Below are 26,012 nucleotides of genomic sequence, written 5' to 3'. Positions count from 1 at the left end.
CCGTTCTCCGCTCCGATAGTCGGACCATGACCGTGTCATACAGACGAATCCTGACCATGGGCCTCGCGGCCCTCATGCTGATCGCGACGGCGGCGTCGGGCGACGCCTCGCCCGCGCCCGCGTCCGCGGACACCGATGGCGCGCGAGCCTTCGAATGGGAGATCGGCACGTGGCGCTCCACGGTGCGGGTCCTCGCCGAGCCGCTTTCGGAGTCCGCGGACCAGTGGCTCCAGTTCGCGGGCACCAGCACCGTGCGCCCGCTCATGGACCGGCGGGCGAACGCCCTCGAGTTCGAGGTCTCGGGGCCGAGCGGGCGGATCGAAGCGCTCAACCTGCGGCTGTACGAGCCGCAGGCGGGGAGGTGGAGCCTGACCTTCGTCAACATCCGCGACGGCCTGCTCACCCCGGCGGTCTACGGCGGGTTCCGCGACGGCGTCGGCGAGTTCCGGGGCGACGACAGGCTCGGCGACCGGCCGATCAAGGTGCGGTTCCTGATCTTCCGGCCCGGTCCGGACGAGGCGAGGTTCGAGCAGGCGTTCTCGGCCGACGGCGGGACGACCTGGGAGACGAACTGGATCGCCGTGGACCGCCGGATCCGCCGGTGACCTGATCAGTGGCCGAACGGGTCCGGGACCTCGCCGGGCAGCCAGGTGTGTCCCGGCCCGGTCCAGCCGTTCCGCTTGAGCATCCGCTTGGCGCCGCGCGCGTGCCTGCCGACCAGGCGGTCGAGGTAGAGCTTCCCGGCCAGGTGATCGGTTTCGTGCTGGAGACAGCGGGCGAAGTACCCGGTTCCCTCGACCGTGCTCGGTTCGCCGTGTTCGTCGACGCCGTCGACGGCCGCCCAGCGCGCGCGGCCGGTCGGGAAGAGCTCGCCGGGCACGGAAAGGCATCCTTCGAGGTCGTCGTCCGGATGCGGCATGGTCTCGGGGATCTCGGAGGTCCGCAGGACCGGATTGACGACGTGCCCCCGGTGCCGGGTCCCGGTGTCATCCGGGCAGTCGTAGATGAACACGCTTCGGGGATCCCCGATCTGGTTGGCCGCCAGACCCGCGCCGTTGGCGGCGGTGTTGGTCTCGTACAGATCCTCGATCAGCCGGGCGAGGTCGTCGTCGAACTCGGTCACGGGGACCGCCGCCGTGGCCAGCGCGGGCTCGCCGCGGATGAGGATGGGTCGGATGGTCATGCGAAGAAGAGTACTCAAAAGCGAGTACTCGTGTTGTACTGGTGAGGTGAACCCGACCCGACTGTTCATCCTCGGCGCGCTCGCCAAACGCGGCCCCATGCACGGCCACCAGCTCCGCCGCGAGGCGCGGATGGATCGCACCGATCTGTGGTCGCAGGTCAAACCGGGTTCGCTCTACGGGGCGTTGCACCGGCTCGAAGGCGAGAAGCTGATCGAGCCGGTGCGGACCGAGCAGCTCGGCGCGCTCCCGGCGCGAACCGTCTACTCGATCACGGCCGAGGGGCACCGCGAGCTTCGCGCTCTGCGGGACGAGGCTTTCGCCGAAGTGGTCCTCAAACCCGATCCGGTGGACCTCGCGCTGGTCGTCAGCGGGGATCTCGATCGCGAGATGCTGCGGGGCTATCTCGAAGACCGGCTCGCCGCGTTGACCGCCCAGGCGACCCAGTTCGGTCACCTGGGCGAACGGAGGTGGCCCGACCAGTCCGTCGCCGACGACCTCGTGGTGGAGCACGCGCGGCTGCGGATCGAAGCGGAGCTGAAGTGGCACGAGCTGGTGCTCGCGCGGTTGGACAAGCTGTCCGAAGTGGACGGGGGCTGAGAGCCCGCTAGCCGCGCGCGATGGCGTCGAGCAGGGCCAGCTCGTCTTCGCTCAACCGGAGACCGCCCGCCGCGACGTTCTCCTCCAGGTGCGCGGGGCTGCCGGTCCCGGGGATGGCGAGGACGTGCTCGCCGCGGTGCAGTGTCCAGGCGAGCCGGATCTGGGCCGGGGTCGCGTCGTGCGCCGCGGCGACCTTCGCGACCTCGGCCAGGCCCGGAACGGCGCCGTCGTCCGGCTGGAGGCCGGGGACCGAGGTCGTGACCGCGAAGAAGGGCACGAACGCGATGCCGTGCTCGGCGCACAGGTCGACCAGGGTGTCGTCCTGCCGGTCGGTCAGGCCGTAGCGGTTCTGCACGCAGACCACCGGCGCGATCGCCTTCGCTTCGAGCAGCTGGTCCGGCGCGATGTTGGAGATGCCGAGATGGCGGATCAGGCCCGCCTCGCGCAGGTCCGCGAGCGCACCGAAATGCTCGGCCACCGAACCGGGTTCCTTGCCCATCCCGGCGCCCCAGCGCAGGTTGACGACGTCGAGGTGGTCGAGGCCGAGCTGCCGGATGTTCTCTTCGACCTGGCCGCGGAGCTGGTCGGGGCGCGCGAAGGAGAACTCGCCGTCGCGGGACCGGCCCGCGCCGACCTTCGTGGTGAGCACGAGGTCTTCGGGGTAGGGCTGGAGCGCGGTGCTGATCAGCTCGTTCGCCGAGCGCCTGGGAGTGAAGTAGAAGGAAGCGGTGTCGATGTGGTTGACGCCGAGTTCGATCGCGCGGCGCAGGACGGTGATCGCGTCCTCGCGGCTCCGGGGTTTCTCGTCCCACGGCATCCCGGTCAGCCGCATCGCGCCGAGGCCGACGCGGTTGACGGTGCGGTCGCCGAGCCGCCATGTGCCCGCGGTGGGGGCGTGGTCGTGAAGGTTCGTCATGGCCACCAGCGTCGTGACGGGCCTGCCCGAAGTCAGGAAATGGCAACAACCTGCCACGTGGTCGCGAGCCGTGAGGTTCAGGCAGTATCGACGTCATGCGGACGAGTGACGGCCTCACCAGGGCGGGCGATTCGGTCACCGTCGTGCGCGGCGAAGAGGAGCTGTACCAGCGGGTCGGGCACCTGTTCTCGACCGTGACCGACCTGGCGTGCGCCGCCAACGACCTCGCGACCTGGGTGGCCGACCGCCGGTCGGACGAACTCACCGCGGCCGCCGCGCGCCGCTCGGGCGAGGTCCGGATCCGCAAGATCTACCGGGCCGGTCTGCTGCTCGACCCGGGGTCCGCGCGGGAACTGGCGAGGATCGGCGACCTGTTCGGCGCCCGGATCCGCATCTGCGCCGAGGACGTCAACGAAACGATCATCATGGACGGCAGGCTCGTGATCCTGGCCGGCGACCTCACCGCGGGACAACGCGGCTACAGCGTCATCACCCAGCCCGAAGCCGTGCAGGGCGTGATGTCGCTGTTCGAGACGGCCTGGCGGGCGGCGACCGACCTCGCCGTCTACGACGCGCAGGTCGCCGAGATCCGCCGCCTCGCGCCCGCGGTGCTGGACCTGCTCGGCAGCGGGGTCAAGGACGAAGCCGCCGCCCGGACCCTCGGCCTCGGTGTGCGGACCTACCGGCGCCGGGTCGCCGAACTGATGTCCGCGCTCGGCGCCGAGTCCCGTTTCCAGGCGGGCGTCCGGGCGCGCGAGCTCGGCCTGGTTTAGGCCGTGTCCTGGCCGAAGACCATGCCGCGAAGGGCGTAGAACCGCGCGAAGTCCTCGTCGTCCACCTGGGCGCCTTCTTGGCTGTACGAGCTGAGGCCCGACGGGTTGTTGATGACCAGCCCCGTTTCGGTCACCGCGGTGACCAGGACCAAATGCCCGCCCTGACCGGGCGAAACGCTCTTCGGCTCCCTGATCGCCTGATGCACCGACGCGACCACCGGATGTCCCTGCGCGACGAGGTCCCGCAGCTCGGGCACGCCGAGGTCGACCCGCACGTCGCCGTCGAGCCCGAACCGGTCCGCGACCCAGCTCAGGAAAGGCGCGTAGATCAGGCCGCGCACGCCGTGCTCATGCCGCACGTAACCACCGACCTGCTCGCATTCCTTCGCCAGCTCGATACTCGGCGGAACCTCTTGCCCTCGCTGAGCCAGCAGCATGCGCAGGCACGCCATCCCGCAGACCCGCCACGACCAGAACTCGTACTCTCGCGCGGAATCGGCACCGGATTCCGCCCAGCGCGGATCGTCGGCCGCGGACATCGCGCCGGTGACGATCGCCGTGACGAGTTCGGGGGATTCCCATTGCGAGAAATACGGAACGGGCGGGGAGGACATGGGCGCGAGTCTTCCACACGCGCGAGAGCGGTTACCGAAAGTAGCCGGTGTCAAAGAGGTAAGATCTTCCGGCCGACGTCGGGGAACCGACACGCGGCCGGGCGCGTCGATGTACACGAACGGCGTCATCGCGTTTCGGGAAACGGCGCGCACGGGTGGGCGTGAGCTCATAAGGTGCGCGAGTACGGCAATGCGGGGCGGACGACCACAGGCGCAGGCGCCGGGACTGGAGGGATCATCCATGACTCGCCGATTCGATCCAGAGCAGATCGCGGCGTTGGCCAAAAAGGTCGGCGGGCTCAAGGAAGGTTTCGCCACGACAGGCAAGGACCTGGGTGACGGCGACCCCGGCGGCGCGTTCGGCGACCTGAGCAACGCGGCCAGCACGGGCAAGACGATGAAGGGGTTCCACCAAGGTGTGAACGCCCATCTGACGGCCGCCACGAAGCTCGTCGACGCCGCGTCCCACGCGCTGGCCAACGCCGCCGAGCGAATGCGGAACGACGAAGCCGCGGGTGTGCACACCCTCCGCGGCGACCGCGAGCGGGATTGACCGGACTGAAGACGGGACTCAGGGGGATTTACCGATGACCACCGCGGAGCGGAATCCGAGCACGCTCGACGACCCGCTGCACGACCGTCCGAAGTCGCTGGACGCCATCGACAAACACGCCCAGCAGGCGCAGAAGCTCAACTCGAGCGCGGTCAACGACCAGGCCGCGAAGGTCGGCGGAGCCGCCACCAAGGCCAACGATCTCGGGGACGATCTCAAGCTCTTCCGCGACGACGTGCTGCGCGAATGGGAAGGCAAGGACGCCGACGCCGTCGCCGATCATCTCGAAAAGCTCGGCAAGGCCAGCTACAAGGTCAGCGACAAGGCCGAGGCCGCCAAGAACATCCTTCAGCGGGTGTCCGAGATCCTGGACGATGTCAAGAAGAAGGTCGCGCAACTCGCCCAGGAAGCCAACGACAAGGACGCGGACAACCGCGCCCTGATCGACTCGGCCCGGCGACGCAAGAACACTTCCGAAGACGAGAACGAGATCGCGACCGCCGCGTCGGACATCGAGCGGCTCCGCAAGCTCAACGAGAAGGATTCGAACGGCAAGAAGGACGAGATCGAGAAGGCGCTCGACGACGCCGAGAAGCAGATCGACGATCTTCTCAAACCGCTCGGCCTGGAAATCGAGGGCGGTTTCCTGGAGCTCGTGCCCGCCGACGACGGCCAGACCACCGCGTCGAGCGTCCACGCCACCCCGGTCAACCACGTGCCCAGCCACGGCGGCGGGGACGGCGGCGGTGGTGGCGGTGGAGGCGGCGGCGGTGGTGGTGGCGGCGGTGTCGCCGGGGTCCAGGGCGACGGACGGCCCGCCAAGCCCATCGACGCCCAGGGCAACAACCCGGCCAAGATCGCCGAACAGTTCCTCGGCCGCAACGCCGGCGACCTCAAGGGCAGCGGTGAACTCCCCGCCATGCAGTCGTGGGTGCCCAACAACGTCAACTGCGCGAACTTCGTCTCCGGCTGCCTGGAGGCGTCCGGCCTGATCGACAAGGGTCAGGCCAGTGCCTCTGTCGCGGGCCTGACGGCCAACCTCGAAGCGGACGGCTGGCGTTCGGTGCCGCTCTCCGAGGCGAAACCCGGCGACGTGGTGATCTCGAACAACGGCGGGCACGTCGTGCTCTACGCGGGCGACGGTCAGTTCATCGGCTCGAACAACGTCAACCCCGACGGTTCGCAGAAGATCAGCATGGGCGGCGGTGGCGGCCTCGTGAAGATCCTCACCCCGCCGACCTGATCCGACAGACCGCCATAGCATCACCGGGCAAGCTGACGCGGCCGTGTCGCTGTCCCGCCAGTGGGAGGTAGCTCGATGTACACCCGATCGTTCCCGGAAGCGCTGAACCCCGGCGACCCGATCCGGGAAGCGGTGCTCCAGGCCGCCACCGCCCGGCTCGACGAGGAGTTCGGCGATCAGGTCCAGGTGGCCGTGGAACAGCTCGACCGGATCGGTCCCTGGGTGTTCCTTCAGGGGACGATGCGTGGCACCCAAGCCGGTCGCCCGTACTACGCCGGCACCATCTACGAGAACAAGCGAGCCGACGGCGTCATGTCCGACGTCTACGTCGCCCTGCTCAAGAAGACCAGCGAGACGACCGTCGACGACGACGCGCGGTCCTGGCGCCTGGCGCGCTACGCCATCGGCCCGACCGATGTCGCGTGGCTGACCTGGCCGGACGAGCACGAGGCGCCGCAGTCGCTTTTCGGGTTCTGAGCGGTCGTTTTTCGGGATGAGCGGCGCCTTCGGGCGCCGCTCTTTTCGTTTCGGGGGCTTTGGTGAGGCGTCCGGTCTCGGCGGCTGGGGAGGGTGTGTGGAAATAGGGACGTTGAGCGTCCCTATTTCCACACACCCCTCACTCTGGGTGACGCCTCACGTTCGCCAGTCATGGTTCTGGTCGGCGGCAGGTGGCGCGGTCTCTTCAGCGCCACTCACGACCCGCTGGACCGATGCGTCACCGCCGCTTTGGCCGCTGGCAAGTACGTGAAGGACCCCTTCCCTCGGCTCAGGGTAGGCAAGGAGGCCTTCACGGACACGGCGACCGAAACGAAGACGTCGCGAAAGCCACTTTCAGGACACCACAAGTCCCGAAAGTGGCTTTCGCGACACACCCAACCCATTCAGTCGTAGCGAAAGTCGATTCCGCAACATCAGTGACAAACTTTGAACCACCTCGAAGAATCGACACATTCCAGTCGAGTACAAACCGTGGTGTCACAGTCCATCTTGGACAAAAGATCACCACGTCCCGCGTTCCCCATGGCGAAATCGCGCCGCGATACCCGGTCGCGAAGTTGGACAAGAACACGCCCGTTCCGCGCTTTCTGTCGATAAAACTCCCGTAGGCCGTAAGGCGTAACGAACGTCGTCCTGTCGCCGACAGTTGCGTGTGTCCGACAAGGACACTTCACACTTACATCGATCGCGCGGGGTGCTTTCGTGTTCATCATCCACCGCGTCCGGACGAGGGCGCACGGGCAAAGCGTTTCCCGCTCGGCGCGGGTACTCGCGCTGTGGGCGATATTCGCGGCGCTCGTCGCAGGCACTCCCGCCGAGGCACAATTCCCGGAGGCGACGGGTCGGCTCCAGCAAGAATCGCCGCAGGTCCAGCCCGCGCAGCTGGTGATTCTCGTCGACGAATCGGGCAGTATCAGTCCCGGCGATCTGGAGCGTGAACGAGAAGCCGCCGCGACGATCGCGCTCGGCGAATTCGCCCCTGGTTCCTCTGTCGCTGTCGTGGGCTTCGCCAGCGACAACGGCGGTCAGTCCCCGGTGGATGTCGTCTGCCCGCCGGTCACCGTGAAGACCGCGCAGGACCAGCAAAGTCTCGCCGATTGTCTCACCAAGCTCCGCAAACGGGGCAAATCCGAGGGCGACGGCACCGATCATTACGCGGCCATGCAACAGGCCATGGACTACCTCGACGACGGCCCGCCCGGTTCGGCGACGAAACCGAAGATGATCTTTTTGCTGACCGACGGCAAACTCGATGTGTCCGACAGTCCGCGTTACGGCCCCGACAACGTGGGGGACCAGCGGAACCAAGCGGCGTCGCGGGGGCTCGACGACACGTTGCGCGCCGCGGACAAGGCGGGCGTCCAGGTCTGGCCGCTGGGTTTCGGCAAGGTCGACCGCACCCAGCTCGACCGTTTCGCCGCCGGGGGGTTCCAGGGCACGTGCGGTCCGGCGGTCCCTCGTCCGGCCGCTTCCGTCGCTGCCGACGCCGCCGCCGTTTCGGGGTTCCTCCTCAAGGCTTTCGGCACCGCTCGGTGCGCCGGGAGCGGAGACATCCAGCGTCGCAAGCTCGGGGCCGGCGAAGCGGAGTCGGTCACCGTGACCGTGCCCGAGATCGCCACGGACGGCTCGATCGTCGTGGTCAAGCAGGACGCCCGGGTCTCGGTGAGTTTCCTCGACCCGCACGGCCGCGAAGTCCCGAAGTCGGGACAGCTGGGGGCCTCATCTTTCCAGGACAGCGGCGCGAACGGGCCGGTCGAGTCGCTCCGCATCACCGATCCGGAGCCCGGGAACTGGACCGTCAAGCTCACTTCGCTGCCCGGGCTCCCCGACATCGAAGTGAGCGCTGTCGTGCTTTGGCAGGGCGCCGTCCGGGCGTCCCTCACGGTCGATCCGCCTGCCCCGCAACGCGGTCAGCACGCCAAGGTCCTGCTGACCCTGCAGACCCGCAACCGGCCGATCCGTGATCCCGCGCAGCTGGCGGGCCTGACCTTCAGCGTGACCATGACGAGCGGGGCGGCCACGTCGCAGGTGCCGATGTCCGACAGCGGCGAGAACGGCGACGACCGCGCCGGTGACGGCGTCTACACGGGCTCCGTCGTCGTCCCGGACACCACGGACAAGACGGCCAAGTTCATCGGCAGCGTGCAGGGTATCGGCGTCAGCGGCGACACGAGGACCGTGATCACGACGCTGTCCGACGGCCGTCCCGGTCTGGCTGCCCAGATCACCTTCGGCGCGGCTACCAGGGTGGAGCCCGGCCGGTCCGTGTCCGGCACGGTCACCGTCGACAGCCTGCTGGGGGTCCGGGCCAAGGTCCGGCTGCAGATCACCGATCCGGCGCCGGGCACCAAGGCCAGCATCCCGGGCGACCGGACGGTGTTCGAGGTGCCCGCCACCGGCCGGGCGGACTTCCCGTTCGACGTCGTGTTCGCGCCGGACAGCGCGAACGGGACCAACGGTCTCACCGTCAGCCTGGTCGACGACGCGAACCCGGCGAAGACGCTGGCGAACTATCCCCTGTCGATCCAGGTCGGCTATCCGCCGCCGCCCACGCCGTGGTGGCTGTACCTCGGGCTGCCCGGCGCCCTGCTCGTGTTCGTCGCCTTCGCGGCGTGGGCGCGTGCCCGGCACCGGCGGCGCCGGGTCAGCGGTCTCGCGGTGTTCCTGTTCCAGCGCGGCCGCCAGATCAGCGACATCGCGGCACCGGCGGGCGGGGAGACGCGGTTCCCGTTCGTGCTGCGCTCCGCGAACGGCGCCGCACCCCAGCTCGCGCCGCCCGCCCCGGACGACGAGGAGGTGTACCGGCTCGGCCGCGACGGCCGCCGGTTCACCCTGCTGACCCCGTTCGGCGAGCGATACCTCCTGCACGACGGCGAACGCTGCGAAGCGGGTGAGGGGCTCGAACTCGAGGTCCGTGACGAAGGCGCGACGGTGCTCGCCACCGAGCGCGAAGGCGAGCAGGGCGAGTCCGAGTTCGGCGCCGCGCCTCGCTACCCGGACCTGCTCTGAGAACGCCGAGAAAGGACCACCCTGATGCAGATCTACCAGCCGATGATGTTCGTCGGCCTCGGCGGGACCGGTTGCCGCGTCGGCGCGGAACTGGAGCGGCGGCTGCGCGAGGAACTGTGCGGCCCCGACGGCGCCGCGCTGCAGGAAGTCATGCAGGGCAAGAACTTCCTGCCGTATCAGCTGCCGTCCTGTCTGCAGTTCGTCTACGCGGACCTGAGCGAGGACGAGTTCGGCGGCCTGGAACGGCGTGTGGTGCCGGATCCCGAGCACCTGTCCGCCGCCGAACGCACCATGCACCTGGTCCGTGACCTGATCCCGGAGCACGACACCTATCCCGAGGTCGCGCGCAGCCTGCGGCTGTCCGCCGACAGCTATGTCTCGAAGTGGCTGCCCCAGCCCGCGGGGGAACCGCGGATCGGGCCGCTTTCGCGCGGCGCGGGGCAGCTGCCGACGATCGGGCGGGCGGCGCTGTTCGAGACCTTCCGGGCGGGCATGGCGCCGGCGCAGGCCCCGCTGAACCGGGCGATCGGCAACATCAACAACTCCCTCGGCGAGCTGTCCGTCCTCGGCGGCGGGCATCGCGGGATGTCCTGCGACGTGTTCGTGGCGTTCTCGGTCGCGGGCGGCACCGGCAGCGGCCTGTTCTACGACTACCTGCATCTGATCGGCGACGCGTTCAGCCGTAACGACTACCGGGCACGGATCTATCCGCTGGTGCTCATGCCGTCGGCGTTCGAAGAAGGGCTCGGCGGCGGCCGGGCCGCCCGGCTCAACGCGGGACGCGCGCTGCTCGACCTGTTCCGGCTGGTCGACGACCAGAACGCCCAGCAGGCCGGCACCGAACTGGACCACGCCGGGGTGAGCGGGACACTTTCCGTCCGCTACCCGGGGCAGTCGGAGATCCGGCTGCGCGCGGCCACCGTGCAGACCGCGTTCCTGTTCAGTATGGGCGCCGGGGTGCGGCGGGACGATCTGCACCGCTCGATCGTCTCCCTGGTGCTTTCCCTGGTGGGCACCGACATCGGCGGCGACACCGATCCGCTGCGCTACGGCGACAGGCGCGACTACATGTCGTTCGCGGACAGCTTCATCAACAGCGCGGTCGAACGGGAGACCCCCGCGTCCACGGGCATCGGGAACCGCGGTGTGTCGACGAGTTCGGTCGCGTCGATGACGATCCCCGCCGACGACATCGCCGACATCGTCGCCTCGCGGCTCGTCGCCGCCGCGGTCAGCGAGCTTTCCGTCGCGCCGCCCGGGCAGGCGGAGAGCAACGGGAGCCTGGTCGAGCGGTTCTTCACGGAGTCCAATTTGGACGCTCTCCGGTTGCGGGCCCCGTTGCCCATCAAGGAACCCTCGGCGGCCAGCGGTACGGAGAACATCCAGAACGCGCTCGCGACCCGGGCCAGGACCATGGAGTCCGCGTTGCGCACCCTGGAGCAGCAGCTGACCGGTCAGGTGCCCGAACTGGTGCAGAACTTCGACCCGCACCGGGCGGTCCGCGCGCTGCTGGAAGAGGCCGACGTGTTCCGGCTGAGCCGGATCGTGTTCGGCGACGGACACGGGGAAGGCCTCGGCGCGGTCGGGTTCAGCAAGCTGGTGGGCCTGCGCCGAGCCGAGCCACCCGCCCCGGCGGGCATCACCCTGAACCCGCCCGCCCCGGTGGGAATCACGAAGAAGTTGTTGCGCCAGCTCAAATGGGCCGATCCCGCGGTCCGCGCCTCGATCGTCCGCCAGGACGAGTGGTACGCGTGGCGGGCCAAACGCGCGTGGAACGCGGCGTGGAACGACCAGTCGAGCCGGTGGGACGGCAAGGTGCAGAGCCTCGTCCGGGACGTCACCTCCCTGGTCTCGGCGTTCCGCGGGCACGCCGACGCCGACTCCCGGCGTTTCCACGTGCGGGCGAAGGAGCTTTACCAGCAGCGCGTCGGCGTCACCTACCTGCTTCCCCGGCACGGCGAGCTGGATTCCTTCTACCAAGCCGTTCTCCGCCGGTTCGTCGAGTACCACACGGCGCACGGCCGCCTGCGTCCCACGGCGACCCCGGGTGATCTGCTGAACGAGATCCTCGGTGAGCAGGGCTGGCGTCAGGCCTGGGAGATCATGGTGGCGAACCGGGATCCCGCGGCCGCCGTCGCCTTCGTCCGCGATCGCGCGAAGCAGGCCGTCAAGCGGCTCTTCGACCATCGGGACGGCCAGTACCGCCCGCTCCTGCCCGCCCTGCAGGACCTTCTCGCGGCGGCGGCGGGCCGGACCGGGGTGTCGGTCGCCGAGGACGATCTCCTGCAGTTCCGGGAGAAGCTCGCCGGTCTCGTGCCCGGCGGGTTCGCGCCGGGCGGCACCGGCCGCCTGCGCATCCTGTTCTCCTACCCCGCGGCGACCAAGGACGCCGAGCTGGAGAAGTACCTGCGGCAGGAGGTGGCGCTGCCCCGGTCGGCCGACACGGTCGTGGAGTTCCGGCCGATCGCCGCCGAGACGATCGCCGTGGTGCTGTTCCGGACCTCGATGGGACTCACCGAAGTGCCGGAAGTCCGCGAGGTGCTCAAGCACTGGTCGGACGCGCTGCGCAACGAGCAGCGCCAGGACTTCCTGAAATGGCGGCAGCGCCTCGGATACGACTTCGGCCACCTCGCGACCACCCCGGAGCACCGCGAGCGGATCCTCCACCACCTGCTGTGCGCGATCTGGAACGACCAGGTCCGCATCGGCCCGGACGAGGACGAGGAGTCGCCGCGGCTGATCACCGTCGGCGTCGGCTCCGCCGAGGTGAGCATGCGGCTGGAACTGCGGCCCTACGGCCGGTTGTCCAGCTGGGCCAGCGTGCTGACCTCCTACGAGGAATGGGTGCTCGCCGACGACGAGCAGATCCGCCGCGATCTTTGTGATCAGCTGACGTCCTGCGTGCCCGCCGGTGTCGACCGCACGCCGCGGCAGCCTTCGGCCCTGTTCGAGCGGCTGATGAAGCTGCCCGCCGCGCAGATCGCCGAGATCGACGCCACGCTCGCCGACCGGGCCGGCTCCAGTGGCCGCACCCGCCTGACCGCGTTGCGGGAGTTCTGGACCGGCACCTTCCCGAACGCGCTCGCGCTGGGATTCCGCGGTGTCAACAACCCGATCCAGGACAACCTCGCGGATCTTCACCGGTGGGTCCACGACGAACTGCACGGAGGCTACGGCCGATGACCCGTGACCCGGTCCTCGTGCTCGACGTGCGCGAGCCAGGCCATGACCGAACCCAGCTCGACGCCGCCGACGAAGACGTCGCCGAGCTGTATCCCGGGTACGTGGTCGTGGTCGCGTCCGTCCAGGATCTGCCCGCCCACGACGCCGCGTTCCGGAAGCTCGCGGGCCTTTCCCAGCTCGAAGGAGTCGTGCTCGTCGCGACCGGTCCGCTGAACGCCGAGGACGGCGGCTCGATGCTGCGCACCCCGGCCGCCCTGCGCAGTATCGGGGTCACGCTGTGGGTCGGCGACGAATCCGGCGTGCTGTGGAACGGCGCCTCGCACCGGGGTATCGAGCGGGCTGAGGAGGTCACGCTCGCCGATCTCGTCACCGCCCTGCGCCAGCCGCTGATCTTCGCCCGCGTGCACAAGGCCGTCAGCCAGATCCCGCATCAGGCGGTGAGCCCGGGGCTCGACATCGAGTACGCGACCGTGCCGGACTCCACCCTGCGGTTGCTGCGCATCCGCGCGCTGCGGCATCTCGCCACGGCGGAAGGGGATTCCGGCGGTGCCCCGGCGGGCTCGATCGACTCGGCCATCGACAAATTCCTCGAAGGACACCAGGGGGACCCCGCCGCGCTGATCCGGCAGGGGTCGGCGCTCGACCGCGCCCGCGGGGCGTCCGGCTCCGCGCTGGCGGCCGCGCGCGCCGTCGTCGACCTGCTGTCGCGCCCGCTGACCCTGATCCGACGGCGGCCGGATCCGGCGGCGGTGTTCCGCGAGGCGGGGGACGCGCTCGCGGCCTACCTGCGGCTCGCGGGCGAGATCGCGAGCGCGATCACCGGCATGGCCGCGGGCGGGCCGCCCCAGACCGCGAAGCTCGTGGACGCCGGGCTCCCCGCCCCGGTCGCGCCGCGGAGCCGGGATCTCGCCGCCGTACTGGAGGAGGCGGTGGAAGCCGGTCTCGTCGGCGGGCGGCCGTTGCCCGGCCTCGCCGGCGAGGCGAAACAGAAGGGCAACGCGCTCATCCGCCCGGACGATCCGGCCCTGCGCGGAGGGTTCGAGTCGGCGGCGCGGGCCGCCGACCGCATCCGGCGGGTGCCGCGGTTCACGGTCTGGCCCCATCCCATGGTCACGGTGCTCGCGGCCGTCCTGCTGACGTGTACCGCCGGGGCGGCGCTGGGGCCGTCCGGTGTCGTCGTCGGGCCGGCGCTGGTGGTGCTCTGGATCGGGCTGCTGCACCGGATGCTCTACGGCGGCCCTGAACGGGCGGCCAACGCCACCCGGCTGTTGCTGTCCGCGGTCGCCGTGGCCGCGGTCGGCACGGCGGCCGGGCACAAGATGCGGGGCCTGCTCCCGCGCGAGGTCACGGTGTTCCCGGTGGCCCTCGTGCTCGGTCTCCTCTTGGCCGCGGTGGCCTCGGCCGTCGCGATGCTGGCCTGGCGGGACGCGGTGTCCCGGTGGACGGCGCGCCTGCCGCTGGGCGCCGCGATCGCGGCACACCGGGACCTGGCGGGAACGATGGACCGCCTGGTCACCGAGCGCTGGCTGCCGATCGCCGGCCTGACCAGGCTGGCGGACTCCCTGTTCACCGTGGCCGCCGCGCTCGACGGCGTGGCGAAGGCGTTCGCGGAGACCGCCGACCAGCTCGGCCCCGGGACCGGATCGGTCCCGGACAGCTCCGGGAGCCTCACGCTCGTGCTCCGGCGGGATCTCGCGCGGATCGCCACCGACGTGCTGCGGCCCGTGTTCGGGGAAGTCGCCGTCGACGCACCCCTGACCGGCGACGATCAGCGATGCCGTGCCGAGGCCAGGGACCATCTCGCGCGGTACAACCACCACGTCGACCATCACGGGATCACCGTGGCGCCCTCGGGCCGCACCGACGACGAGCACCGTCAGGCCCTGGCCGGTCAGCTCTGGCACGAATCGGCGAAGAGCCGCCGCATCCTGCTCGCCGGGCCACGCAGCGCCCTTCCGCAGCTGTGCCGGTCCCGCGACCTCCGGCTCCTGTCGTTCGACAACGTGACGATGGTGCACTTCGCCCCGCCCGACCTGCCCGATCCGGCGCTCAACCCGGATTACGAACTGCTCCGCCCCGGCGGCAACGCGGTCGGCGTGCTCCGGCTGGTCCCGCTTTTCACCAAGTACGTCCGCCAGGCGGAAGACATCCAGCCGGAGGAGACATGAACATGGACGACGACGAGTACGGGGAACTGACCGGGATGACCCCGCTGGGTGATCCGGGCAGCTGGCGCGTGCGGCCGGTGGCGGACGTGGCCAACACGACCTCCCTGCTCAGGATCGACGTGGTCGAGACGACCGGCGAGGATCGCCTGCTGCGCAAGCGTTTGCCCGCCGAAGTACGGGGCGCGGAAGACCTCGTGATCGCCGAACGCCAGCTGGACAACGAGATCCGGGCGCTCGTACGGCTGTGGGCCCGGTACGCGCACGACTATCCCGCGGAACTGCCGCATCTGGTCGGCTACAACTTCGACGCTGTCGAGCCCTTCGTGCTGATGGCGAGCATCCAGGCCGCGGAGACCGACGGCGGCGAGCAACGCCGCATCCTGATGGTCAGCGAACGGCGGAAGTTCCGGGAGGGCCTGTTCCGTGCGCTGGCCGCGGTGCACGCGGTGGACCTGGTCCACGGCGCGGTGCAGCTCGGCACGCTCTGCTGGCGTGCCGACAGCTTCCAGCTGCTGGGTTTCGAGCACTCCGCCGGACGGCGTGAGCAGCCACGGTCCCGTCCGATCACACTCGCGAACCGGGCGCTGCCCGCCGGACCCGCCGATCCCGCCGACGACATCCGGGCCGCCGGGGCCGCCTACTTCGAGCGGCTCGAAGGCCGTCCGCCCACGGAAGCGGAGCTGGCCGTCCCCACCGAACTGGAGAAGCGGCTGGACACCGAACTGCGGGGCACCTTCGCGATCGAGGCCGCGGGCCGCCCGTCGGCCGAACAGGTCGTCCGCGCCATGCGGGCCTACGCCGAACTGCCGGATCCCATCGACGTCGACCACGCGCTGCGCCGGGGCTGGCACGCCTTCGACACGCGATACCCCGTCGCGACCGACGAATTCCCCGTGATCACCGCACCGCCGGTTCCGCCCGAGCCGCCACCGGACCCGCCCGATCGGAAGATCCCCGCGTTCGTCGCGGTCGCGGTCGGCGCGGCGATGCTCATCGGGCTCGCGATCTGGCTGGTGATGAGCGCATGACCGAACCGGACCTCCCCGAACCGCACCTCCCCGTCCCGCAACTTCCCCTTCCGGAACTCCCCGTCCCGAAACCCCCCGAACCGAGGCCCGCTCCCCGGCGGATCGTGCTGTGCCCGATCTGCGTCGACCGGATTCCCTGGCCGGAACAGCTCTTCCGGCCGACGGTCCGGGAACAGCAGCTCGTCTGGGAAGCCCTCGACCTGTCCCGGCAGACCAATCCGGACAAGTACCAGTACGCGAGGACCCGCGCCTACGTCCGCTGCCCGAATCCGTCCCAGGACGGCACTCCGACGCACTACCTGCCCGCCGTGCACGACGACTACGGCGCGCCGATCGTCATCGGGGTCGTCGGCCGGAGCACGTCGGGCAAGACCCATCTGCTCATCACGATGCTGTCGGAAATGCTCCGCGGCGGCCTCCACGAGCACGACCTGACCTTCGAGGTCGCCGACAAGATCCAGCACGAGAAATCGGCGCAGGAGATGGAAAGGCTCCGCCGGGGCGACGTGCTGGGCGCGACCGACGCCGACCACTGGTCGTTCACCAGCTATCTGCTGGTCCGCCGCCCGGGAAAACCCACCCGGCCGCTGATCTTCTTCGACGTCCAGGGCGAGGATTTCGTCGAGCGGGGGATGACCAGCGAGCGGCGGGCGCAGTTCGTCCTGGGGGCGGACGCGCTGCTGTTCGTCGACGACCCGGCGCGGGGACTGCCGTTGTGGCGGCCGAACGCGAAGAGCACGCGTGACCTCAAGGCCTCCCAACAGGACAACCGCGCGTTCGCCGGCGCGATCGCCCGCCTGCACGGGAAAGCGGACGGCAGCCGGGTGCCGGCGGCGATCGCGCTGACCAAGGCCGACGAGCTGCGCTACGACTATCCGGTCGACCACTGGTTGCGGCGTGAGGACGTGTCGGGCGAGCTCCGGGCCGGAGAATTCCGGGCGGAGAGCCGGGACGTCTACGCCGTCCTTGAGCGCTACCAGGCGAAACCCATGCTCGAAGTGGCCGAGCGGTTTTCGCGGTGCACCCTGCATTTCGTCTCCGCGACCGGAGGTTCGGCGACGACGGAGGAGGACAGCGGCCGGGAGCTGTACCCCCGTGGCGTCCGGCCGATGCGCGTGCTGCAGCCCATCCTGGCCCTGCTGGCGATGACCGACGTGCTCGACGGGGCCGAAGCCGAGCGGGTCGGCCGATGACCGGCGAAATCGTGGCGGGCCAGGTCGTCCACCACGTGCTGGTGTGCGAGGACCGCTCCGTCGGCATGAGCATCGTCAACAGCTCGATGGACGCCAGCTCCAACGCCGGACCGCTCAAGGCGTGGTGGGGTGACCAGCTCGCACCGCACTACCGGCTGAAGGACGGTACGGGAACCCCGCCGGAAGAAGCCTTCACCTACACCCATCTCGAGGACGGGCAGGCTGCGGTGCTCCGCCGCATCGCCGGTGGGTCGGGGATCGGCCGGAACTTCTGCCACGCGGTCGTCGGCCCGGTCTCCGCGCTGGACGAAATCGCGCTCCCCGCCACCTGCTGGCGCGGCTGGCTGCAGCCCGAGGACTCCAACGAGATCCTGCGGCCGAGTGATCCCGCGTCCTTCACCGAATGGGCGACGCGCAACCGGCTAAAGTTGCTCCGCCGCTCCGCGGACATCCCGCGGGAGCAGCTGATCGGGCTGCTGGCGCTGGTCTGCCGGTACCCGCGCCAAGCACTCGACGTCGCGGGGATCGACACCGAACTGGTGCCCGCCGCGCTGCAGGCGGTCAAGGAACTCGCCACGGCGGTGGGACGACGGCCCCGGCCGTGGACCTTTTCCAGTTTCGAGGACGGTTTCGTCCCCCACCGGTCGCTCCAGTTCGTCTTCCTGCGGCGGCTGCCGGACAAGATGGCGAGCGGATCCGGCGACCGCGTCGTCGCCGACCTCGGCGAAGCGCTGCCGACGGGCGCGGTGCACCAGCAGGTCGCCGCCTGGCTGTACGGCAGCCTGCGTGAGATCTGGCATTCCGGGAACGCTGATCAGCATCGGAGAGTGCGCGACTGGGTCGAGTTGTGCGACGAGATCGGCAAGCACACCGGGCGCGCCGAGGATTTCTCCGACCGGTTCGCCCAGTTCGCCTCGCGCAGGCTGAACCTGGCTCTGGAAGCACCGGCGGCCACCTCGGCGCCCACCGAGCCGCCCGCGGAAGACGACGAGGCCCGGGGCGGTGTCCACGGCACGCTGCCCGACCCGGCCGAGAAACCCGTCCCGGAAATCGACGAACCGGAGTCCGTCACCGTGGAAAACGACCAGCGGCCCACCGTAGCCATCACCACGGTGCTGCACGAGCCTCTCAGCCGGCCCCGGCAGGGGCTGCCCAGTTCGTCTTCGACCTACGAGACCGCCTCGGAACCGGCGCCACCGCCCGTCGTCGCGCCACCGCCCGATCCGACGTGGTATCGGATCATGAACGCCCGGAACGCGAAGGAGCTCGCCGCGGCGATTCCGGGCAACGGCCGGGTTTCGCTTTCCATCGACGAGCGATGGCGGATCTGGCACAAATGGCAGGGGCCCCGTCTCGACGACATCCTCCGTGAACTGCCCCAGGCCGAAAAAGACCTTTGCTTCCAAGCCATTTTGGACCTGCTCGTCGGGACCGCCGACGACAAAGCGATCCAGGACGAGATCTCGCGCGGTCTGACGGACTGGCTCGACAAGGGCACCCAGGCCATCTACGTCGACAAGACCGTGAGCAAGCGCCGCACCGCGCGACAGCTTTCACCGACGACACGAATCGGGCGGCTTCACGCCGTTCTGAGCGGGATCGGCCCCATCCTCAAGATCACGTGGTCGGTGCTCGTACTGGCGATCGTCCTCGTCACGCTGGGCCTGCTCATCGGGCTGGGCACGGTGATGGTGGTCCTGTGGACGTGAACGCGCCGCGCGATCACCTGGGGATCGTCTGGGAGAAGCAGAAACTCTGGTCCCTGACCGCCGACAAGGGGAAGGCCCAGGTCGAACGCAACCGGCGGGCCGTCCTCGTCGCGCTGCTGGTCGGGGCGGTGGCGGGCACCGCGGCGGCGCAACTCTCGACGGTCTCGCGCCCGGCCGCCACCACACTGGCCGTGCTCGCCGCGATGGCCGTCGGGGCGGGCTCCTTCGCCCGCGGCCGGATGGTCACCACCTCGCCGAGTGACTGGGCCACCGCCCGGTCGGTCTCGGAGGCACTCAAAGCCCAGGTTTTCCTGTACCTCGCCGGTGTCGCGCCCTACCACGGAACCGCCGACAGGCGGCTGCTCGACGACGCGAACGCCTTGTGCGCCAAGGCAGGCAACCACCTGACGAACGGGACCCTCGTCAAGACCGTGGAGCCCTTGCCGAAGGTCGGCAGTGTCGATTCGTATGTCCTTTCGCGACTCACCGGTGGCAAGGGGCAGATCTCGTACTTCCGCGGCAAAGCCGACCAGTACGTGAAGACGCTGGGCGGCTACCGCGCCCTCGAGATAACCCTCGGCGCCGTGGCGACGGCCTTGCTCGCCTTCGCGAGTGTGGTCCACGTCGACTCGCTGACCGCTTGGATCGGCGTGGTCACCACCGTGGCCGCCGCCCTCGCCGCCCATTCAGCCCAGGCCGAATACGAGTTCCTGGTGGCGGAATACCGCGCCACGGCCGACCTGCTCGAAGAACTGGTTGCCGACCGAAAGTCGTTGACGGACCAAGAATTCGTCGTCGCGTGCGAGCGAGTGCTCTCCCGGCAGAACGAGAGCTGGTTGCGCAGGCTCGGGTCGGAAACCCCGGAGAAAGACCAGTGAACCATGAACCACGAATCCTCACTCTGGCGGATCTTCGTCAGTCACAGCGCGGGCAAGACCGCGCACAAGACCGCGGGCAAGACCGCGGGCGTGGCCGCACGACTTCTCCGCGATCTCGAAGGGGCGTTCGGCCCGAGCTACACGGTCTGGACCGACAAATCGATCGGTGCCGGTACGGAATGGCGGCCCGAGATCGAATACTGGCTGAGGGCGGCAGACTTCGGGGTGCTGCTCCTCGACGCGAAGGCCGTCGTCAAGGAATGGCCCGCCCGTGAATACAACTGGCTCAGGGCTTCCGCGCAGCACAAGGCGATCTTCGCCGTGCTGATCGGGATCACCAAGCGAGAGCTGGACGAAAATCCCGACTACCGCCATTTCAGTGACCTCCTGGACTTCCAGGTCTTGGAAGTCCAGGAAAGCGAAGAAGACGGGAAAATCAGCGAGAGCGTCGCCAAAGCCCTGAAGTGGATCGCGGGTCAGCTGCCCTCGCTCGACACCGGGAGCCGGGAGGAATACCGGACCATCAAAGAACTCGCCGGCTTGTTCACGATGAACGACCGCGAAGCCGACGAGCTGATCGGACTCCATTTCCCGGAACTCGCCGAGGTGCACACCACCGGCGCCGTCCGGTTGCAGACCCGGGAACGGCTGGCGGAACTCCTCATCCGCGCGCAGCTCAGCAAGCAGGTGGCGTCCGCGGTTTCCAAGCTGAGCCTGGCCGAAGTGCCGGACCGCAGGCTCGTCGCGATCATCGCGCCGACCTGGCTCACCTTCGACGAGGCCGTCGAACTCCGGGTGACGGGGGATTCGCCGCGGATCCCGGCGATCACGAGCCACAAGAACTCCACGCGCAAACAGCTGGTCAAGGACTACCTCGCCCGCGCGTTCCACTGCCGCAGCGGGTATCACTTCGTCGAGTTCGACCCGATCGCCAACGGCGGGCGGAACGCGATCGCGGCCCAGGTCGCCCGGCTGTTCCTGGATTTCGACGATGAGGAAGGGGACAGCCCGGCGATGAAACTGGCCTGTGTGCACGAGGCCGGGACCGAATGCGAGCAGGACGAGCCTCAGTACGTCCTGACGGTGGCGGATTCCCTGCACCCCACCATCGACGCCGTCCGGGAGATCCACAACCGGTGCCGGAAGGTCATCGTCGTCCTGGCGTTGAGCACGAAGTTGCCGCTCGACGCCGGTCTTTCGGCCCGGCTGGGCGCCCGGTACCTCCCGATCCCGCTGGTTCCGGTGCAGCGGCAGAAGGAAGCCGAGTCCACGATGATCCGTATCGAGAGCGACCTGAAGAGGCGGGGAGTCCGATGACCGGCCACCTGACCGAGAACTCCCTGAGCGAGGCGGGCCTGCGTTATCTGCCGTCGCCCCGGCTGCGGCTCGCCGTCAGGGTCGCTCAAGCCACCGAACGGCCTTTGCTGCTGTACGGCGATCCCGGTTCCGGGAAGTCCAGCCTGGCCCGGTACATCGCCGCGACGGAGGGGTACCGCTACTACGAACACGTGACGACCGCCCGCACCCAAGCGCGGGATCTCCTGTGGTCGTTCGACAGCGTCCGCAGGCTCGGCGACGCACAGGCCCGTGGCGGCCAGGCCGCTCTCCCGCCCGACAGTGACTACATCGTGCCGGGCGTGTTCTGGTGGGCGTTCGACAGGACGTCGGCACGGGGGATCAAACGGGCCGAGGAACCGGTGGGGGACTGGAACGACAGCCATCGGGACCGGCCCGCCGTGCTGCTGATCGACGAGATCGACAAGGCCGATCCCGACCTGCCCAACGGTCTGCTGTCGCCACTCGCCGACCGCAGGTTCACGGTGTCCGACGTGACGGGCGGTCTCGAAGTGACCGAACGCGGGGAGGCCCGGAGCATCATCGTCGTCACTTCGAACCGGGAACGCGATCTGCCCCCGGCCTTCGAACGCCGTTGTGTGGTGCATCGCCTGCCAGGGCACGATGAGGCCGACCTCCGCCGGATCGTCGAGCGGCACCTCGTGCGTGACGGTCTGGCGCGGGCGCCGGAGGAGCTGATCGGCCTGCTGCTCGACCGGCTGTCCGCGGCGAAGGCGGCGGCCAAGACCAAGCACCGGCGGGCCCCGAGCACGGCCGAATTCCTCGACGCCGTCCGCGCCTGCGTCCGGCTGCCGGGCGACGTCCGCGACGATTTCACCGGGCTGATCGGCATGATCTTCGACAAGGATCCGGACAAGCCCGCCGGCGAACCCCGATGAGCGAGGTCTGGTGGGGCGACTTCGTCCGCGCGGTGCGTCTTCTCGCCCCGGAAGCCGCAGACGTGGCCGGGATCAAGGAACTCCTGGGCCTGCCCACCTCCGGCCCCGCGTCCGATCCGTCGCGGGGAGACCGGGAGGACACCGTCGCGGACGCGGTGGCCTGTCCGGTGCCCGGCGGTTCCCCCTCCGGTGCCCGGTCCGAGGACCCCGAACCCACGCAGGTGCCCGCGCGGGACGCGAACCACACCATCGCCGCACCGGAAACCACCGGCTCGCACGGATTTATGGCCAGGCTGCGCACGACCTACCGGGATCTCGGCGATCAGCCGCCGCCCTGGCATGACGCGATCTGGCTTCAGCAGCCCGGATACGAGCCGCCTTCCGCCTTACTGCCGCATGAACCGCTTCTCGCCCAGCGCACCGCGCGCGACATCCTCCAGGCCGCGCTGAGCAGGCCCGAACGCTGCGGGGACATCGATCTCCCCGCGCTGATCGACCGGATCTGCGCCAACCGGCCGGTCGGCGCGCTCCCGCGCCGTCCCGTGCCCACCACGCGGTTCGGCGTCCGGCTGCTGCTCGACAGGGGAGAAGCGATGGCACCGTTCCAGCGGGACCAGACCGAGCTGATCGCCGCCGTCCGGGCGCTCACCGGCCGGACCACGGCGGTGACGTGGTTCTTCGCGAGCCTCCCCGATCCGGCCCTCGAACTCCGCTGCCCGCCGGGAACACGGGTCTTGGTCGTCTCGGGCTTCGACACCCTCTCGCATGCCTTCTGCGATCGCCGGGCCTGGCGACGGCTCGTCGACCGGTGGCGCGAGCGGGACGTTTCCCCCGTGGCACTACTGCCTTTCCCGGAGAACCGGATCCCGGGCTGGCTGACCCAGCTGATGCCCACCCTGTCCTGGGACCGCACGACGACCGCGGCGTCCGTGCGCGGAGTCGTCGGCGCGGGCACGCGATGACCGAACTCACGGAGCTTCTCGACGAGGCGCTCAAGGAAGAACCTTGGCCCGGCGACGTGGAACTCGCGGTCGCCTTGAGCATCGTGACCACGATCGAACCGGAACTCGTCCGCGCCGTCCGGCTGGGCGTGCTGACGTCGCTCGACGTGGGGGCGGAGGCCGATTTCTGGTTCAGCGCCTGGATCGGCAGGCGGCAGCCGGACACGGTGCTGCTGGCCGAGGAACTGTTGCCCGGTCTGCGCGAGGCGCTGGCGGGCCGCCTGCGCCGGGCGGCCGCGGATGACCCGATCCGCCGTCTCCGCGGGGTCATCGCGGTGGTGCACCGCTCGCTGCCTTCCGCGCTGCGGCTGGAGGAAAGCGTCACCTGGATGGCTTTCTCGGACTCGGCCGCCGGGCTGAACCGGGCGGCGAAGATGCTCTACCGGCCCCTGCGGTCCCTGGCGGACGGGGAGAACGACCCGCTCGCGGACTGGGTGATCGAAGCCCGCCGCAGGCTGCCCGCGCCGCTCCTCGAACGCGAAGAGGCGTGGCATCTCACGCTGATGGCGAAGGCCAAACGCCCGTACGACGTGATCCCCGCGCCCTGTGTCGAAGACCTGCTGTCGGCCGACCTGCTGTCTGCCGAGGACGGCGCGGAAGTGGCGGGCCGCCGGGTGCGGACCCTGCTCGGACCGGTGGCCCGCGAGTTCCCGGACCGGCGGATCGCCCTGCGCTGGGACGGTGACGACCTGCTGGTCGGGGGGACCGTTGAGGGCGCCACCCTCTGCATCGAAGCGCACGACGTCACCCCGTTGATGCTGAAGATCAGTTCGCCGGGCCTCCCGGGCCGGTGGTACGACGTGAGCGGCGGTCCGCCTCGGCGGCATCGGTCGGCGGGCCGGGAGGTCGTCGTCCACACCGTCGACGGCGACTGTTTCGAGGTGCCCCGGCCGGTCGGCACGACCGTGCAGGCCTCCCCGGTGCTGGTGACCATCGCGGTGGCCGAAGGGCGTGGCGGCTCCTACTGGCTCCAGCCCGTCAGCTACCGCGACAGCCCCGCGCCGCGGCGTGGGCAACCCTCGGTCCTGCTGAACCGGGCGCTGCGGGCGGCGACGTCCCGGCCGTACGTCCACCAAGAACTGCGGACGTGGCAGCAGGGGACCATGGCCGCCGCGGTCATGCTGCTGAGCGGGGGAGACCACGCGACCCGCATCCAGCTCGCCGACCGGTTCGCCGCCGAATGCGAAGCCGCGGACTGGACGGTCTTCCGCGCGCGGCAGGACCCCGAAACCGCGCCGTCGCTGATCGAACAGCTGCCCGGCGGTGGCCCGCACGGCATCCTCGTCGTGGTGGACCGCGCCGACACGTGGCATCCGCAGCATCTGGTCGGCCTGGTCGACGTGCTCCAGCGGACCGCCGCGGGACCGCTCCGCGTGCTCATCATCGCCCCCACCGCGGGCGCGTGGTGGCAGGAGTGCCACACCCGGTGGGCCCAGCGGCGGGTCTACGCGACGCGCAAGGCCATCGCCACGAGGGACGTCCTCGACCCGACTCCGGAAATGGTGTTCGCGCGCTGTCTCGACGTCATGCGGGAGGACCTTCCCGACGCGCCTCGCCCGGCCCCGGCGAGACCGGCCGTCAGCAAGCTCTCCGTCGCGGAAGTCCCGTTGATCGCGGTCGCCGCCGTGCTCGCCCCCTCGGCCGGGCCACTGCCCGACGCCCGGCGGGCGGTCGTCGCGGTGCTCGACCACGAGGCGCGGTACCGGCGAGGGGAGACACCGAGCGAGACCGATGCCGTCCTCTCCCGGCTGTGCTTCGTCACGGCACTGGTCGGACCCTGCACGCACCAGGTGGCGCAGAAGCTCGCGCTCGACCACGGACTCATCCGGGAACCGGCCGAGTGGACCGCGCTCTCCGACCGGTATCGCTCGTTCTATCCCGGCGAGAACGGGTTCCTGCCCCGCCCCGGCCCGCCGCAGCTGGCCGACGCGCTCGTCCTGCACTCGCTGAGCGGGAGCCACGCGGAGCTCGGCGAGCCGGACGCGGCCTGGGCGACCGGCCTGCTGAGCAGGCTGCCCGCCACGGGGGAGCGGAACGACGGCATGAGCACCGCGATGGCCAACGCCCTGGTGATGCTCGCCCGGCTTTCGACGGACTCGTACCCGTTCTATCTCGGCTGGGTGAAGCCGTTGCTGCAGGACGATCCGGGCTTCGCCTGCCGTCACGGCGGGGAGGGCCTGGGCGCGGTCGTCGGGCTCGCCGAGGACGAAGTCATGGACCTCGCCCTGCTCGACAGGATCCGCTCGGCGCTGCCCGCGCCCTCGGCCTGCGACGTCAGCCTCGATCAGGCCATCCTCCGGCTCGAAACCCTCCTGGTGAACAACGCGCTCCGGCGGACGGCGCGCACCGACCCGGCGCTTCAGCTGCGGCTCGGCGTCGCCCAGCACCGCGCCGGGTACCTGCGGGCCGCGCAAGCCGCCGTGACGCAAGCGGTGGAGGGCTACCGATGGCAGTACGCCGCCAAGGCGGTGAAACACGCCGACGCCCTGTGCGAAGCGCTCATCACCTGCAGCCGGATCCACGGCGAACTCGGCGAAACCCGGAAAGCCTACGAACTCGCCGCGGAGGCCGAGCGGCGCGTGCGAGAGCTCAAGGAGTCGACGGTCGGGGTCAATTCGGGGACGGCACTGGCCAACCTGGCCGCCCGGAAGATCGAGATCCGCGGCGACCACGGCGCACCGGCGCTCGCCGACGCGCGCAGAGCCGTCGACATCCTGACCCGCCTGGTGGACAACGACCTGAACTACCGGCCCGATCTCGCCGCGGCGCTGCCGGTGCTCAGTGACGCCCTGGCCGCCTCCGGTGCCCACACCGAGGCACTGGCCCAGGCCGAAAAGGCGGTGAAGCACTGCCGTCAGCTGACGGAGGTGAATCCGTGGGCGCATCAGCACCTGCTGGCGAGTGCCCACGAGTGTCACTCCGCGAGGCTGGCCGAGACGGACCGCATCCGGGAAGCCCTCGACGAATCGCACCGGGCGGTGGAACTCTTCGACAGGGTGGCCAAGGCGTCGCCGGGCCGCTTCCGGCCCGCGGTGGCCGAGGCGCGGCTGCGGCACGCCGAACTCCTGTTCCGGGCCGACAGCGACGAAACGGATCGCCGCGCGGCGGCCGAAGCGGCGGTGTCGGTGCTGCGGACCCTTTCGGAGGGCACCTCCATCGCGACCGACCTCCAGCGGCGGCGGGTGGCCGCGCTCGGCATCGAATGGTGAGCGGGCCGGTAGAATGCGGGAG

At 69.9% G+C, this 26,012-nt stretch carries 20 protein-coding genes; 17 read left to right on the top strand and 3 right to left on the bottom strand.

Translation table 11 applies throughout. The annotated features are described in order from the left end of the window. Positions 1-26 precede the first annotated feature (26 nt). Positions 27-605, top strand: coding sequence for a hypothetical protein (locus tag ACZ6YV_RS38755; protein WP_465514372.1), 579 nt, complete (start codon positions 27-29; stop codon positions 603-605). Between the two features lie 5 nt (positions 606-610). Here ACZ6YV_RS38755 and ACZ6YV_RS38750 read toward each other — a convergent pair whose 3' ends face one another. After that, a complete protein-coding gene (locus ACZ6YV_RS38750) occupies positions 611-1,183 on the bottom strand; it encodes a peptide deformylase (protein WP_465514371.1) in 573 nt (190 codons plus the stop codon). A gap of 46 nt (positions 1,184-1,229) precedes the next feature. On the opposite strand from ACZ6YV_RS38750, the gene ACZ6YV_RS38745 reads away from it, so the two are divergent. Next, positions 1,230-1,781 (top strand): PadR family transcriptional regulator, encoded by a 552-nt coding sequence (locus ACZ6YV_RS38745; RefSeq protein WP_378242074.1) that lies wholly within the window; start codon positions 1,230-1,232, stop codon positions 1,779-1,781. 7 nt (positions 1,782-1,788) lie between these two features. Here the strand turns inward: ACZ6YV_RS38745 and ACZ6YV_RS38740 are convergent, their stop codons facing one another. Then, positions 1,789-2,697, bottom strand: coding sequence for an oxidoreductase (locus tag ACZ6YV_RS38740; RefSeq protein ID WP_465514370.1), 909 nt, complete (start codon positions 2,695-2,697; stop codon positions 1,789-1,791). Positions 2,698-2,792: 95 nt separating this feature from the next. Here ACZ6YV_RS38740 and ACZ6YV_RS38735 point away from each other — a divergent pair, with 95 nt between their 5' ends. Continuing rightward, a complete protein-coding gene (locus ACZ6YV_RS38735; protein WP_465514369.1) occupies positions 2,793-3,470 on the top strand; it encodes a DNA-binding response regulator in 678 nt (225 codons plus the stop codon). Here the strand turns inward: ACZ6YV_RS38735 and ACZ6YV_RS38730 are convergent. Beyond that, positions 3,467-4,084 (bottom strand): C39 family peptidase, encoded by a 618-nt coding sequence (locus ACZ6YV_RS38730; protein ID WP_465514368.1) that lies wholly within the window; start codon positions 4,082-4,084, stop codon positions 3,467-3,469. The genes ACZ6YV_RS38735 and ACZ6YV_RS38730 overlap by 4 nt on opposite strands. Before the next feature lie 241 nt (positions 4,085-4,325). On the opposite strand from ACZ6YV_RS38730, the gene ACZ6YV_RS38725 reads away from it, so the two are divergent. The 14 genes from ACZ6YV_RS38725 (at position 4,326) to ACZ6YV_RS38660 (ending at position 25,990) form a co-directional block, all read left to right on the top strand. Next, positions 4,326-4,637, top strand: a complete 312-nt coding sequence (locus ACZ6YV_RS38725; protein ID WP_378242078.1) for a hypothetical protein — start codon at positions 4,326-4,328, stop codon at positions 4,635-4,637. 34 nt (positions 4,638-4,671) lie between these two features. Beyond that, a complete protein-coding gene (locus ACZ6YV_RS38720; RefSeq protein ID WP_465514367.1) occupies positions 4,672-5,880 on the top strand; it encodes a peptidoglycan-binding protein in 1,209 nt (402 codons plus the stop codon). 75 nt (positions 5,881-5,955) lie between these two features. Then, positions 5,956-6,357, top strand: a complete 402-nt coding sequence (locus tag ACZ6YV_RS38715) for a hypothetical protein (RefSeq protein ID WP_465514366.1) — start codon at positions 5,956-5,958, stop codon at positions 6,355-6,357. 723 nt (positions 6,358-7,080) lie between these two features. Continuing rightward, the gene (locus tag ACZ6YV_RS38710) at positions 7,081-9,387 is read left to right on the top strand and encodes a vWA domain-containing protein (protein ID WP_465514365.1); all 2,307 of its coding nucleotides are present in this window, start codon (positions 7,081-7,083) and stop codon (positions 9,385-9,387) included. Positions 9,388-9,411: 24 nt separating this feature from the next. Next, complete coding sequence (locus ACZ6YV_RS38705) at positions 9,412-12,570, top strand: tubulin-like doman-containing protein (protein ID WP_465514364.1); 3,159 nt, start codon at positions 9,412-9,414, stop codon at positions 12,568-12,570. Then, complete coding sequence (locus ACZ6YV_RS38700; protein WP_465514363.1) at positions 12,567-14,738, top strand: hypothetical protein; 2,172 nt, start codon at positions 12,567-12,569, stop codon at positions 14,736-14,738. Before ACZ6YV_RS38705 ends, ACZ6YV_RS38700 begins: the two co-directional genes overlap by 4 nt. A 2-nt stretch (positions 14,739-14,740) precedes the next feature. Beyond that, the gene (locus ACZ6YV_RS38695) at positions 14,741-15,766 is read left to right on the top strand and encodes a hypothetical protein (protein WP_465514362.1); all 1,026 of its coding nucleotides are present in this window, start codon (positions 14,741-14,743) and stop codon (positions 15,764-15,766) included. Continuing rightward, positions 15,763-16,959 carry a TRAFAC clade GTPase domain-containing protein gene (locus ACZ6YV_RS38690; RefSeq protein WP_465514361.1) on the top strand — a complete coding sequence of 399 codons (1,197 nt, stop codon included), beginning with the start codon at positions 15,763-15,765 and terminating at the stop codon, positions 16,957-16,959. The genes ACZ6YV_RS38695 and ACZ6YV_RS38690 overlap by 4 nt, the downstream gene beginning before the upstream one ends. Further along, positions 16,956-18,668, top strand: a complete 1,713-nt coding sequence (locus ACZ6YV_RS38685; RefSeq protein ID WP_465514360.1) for a hypothetical protein — start codon at positions 16,956-16,958, stop codon at positions 18,666-18,668. Before ACZ6YV_RS38690 ends, ACZ6YV_RS38685 begins: the two co-directional genes overlap by 4 nt. Then, positions 18,659-19,546: a DUF4231 domain-containing protein gene (locus ACZ6YV_RS38680; protein WP_465514359.1), complete on the top strand. Its 888-nt coding sequence runs from the start codon at positions 18,659-18,661 to the stop codon at positions 19,544-19,546. Before ACZ6YV_RS38685 ends, ACZ6YV_RS38680 begins: the two co-directional genes overlap by 10 nt. A gap of 3 nt (positions 19,547-19,549) precedes the next feature. Further along, complete coding sequence (locus tag ACZ6YV_RS38675) at positions 19,550-20,863, top strand: toll/interleukin-1 receptor domain-containing protein (protein ID WP_465514358.1); 1,314 nt, start codon at positions 19,550-19,552, stop codon at positions 20,861-20,863. Beyond that, positions 20,860-21,780: an AAA family ATPase gene (locus ACZ6YV_RS38670; RefSeq protein ID WP_465514357.1), complete on the top strand. Its 921-nt coding sequence runs from the start codon at positions 20,860-20,862 to the stop codon at positions 21,778-21,780. The genes ACZ6YV_RS38675 and ACZ6YV_RS38670 overlap by 4 nt, the downstream gene beginning before the upstream one ends. Then, positions 21,777-22,742: a hypothetical protein gene (locus ACZ6YV_RS38665; RefSeq protein ID WP_465514356.1), complete on the top strand. Its 966-nt coding sequence runs from the start codon at positions 21,777-21,779 to the stop codon at positions 22,740-22,742. Before ACZ6YV_RS38670 ends, ACZ6YV_RS38665 begins: the two co-directional genes overlap by 4 nt. After that, positions 22,739-25,990, top strand: coding sequence for a hypothetical protein (locus ACZ6YV_RS38660; protein WP_465514355.1), 3,252 nt, complete (start codon positions 22,739-22,741; stop codon positions 25,988-25,990). Before ACZ6YV_RS38665 ends, ACZ6YV_RS38660 begins: the two co-directional genes overlap by 4 nt. Positions 25,991-26,012 lie beyond the last annotated feature (22 nt).

Source organism: Amycolatopsis sp. NPDC102522 (assembly GCF_055584485.1).
The sequence above is the reverse complement of the archived record's forward strand: the minus strand, read 5'-3'. Positions and strand labels throughout refer to the sequence as shown.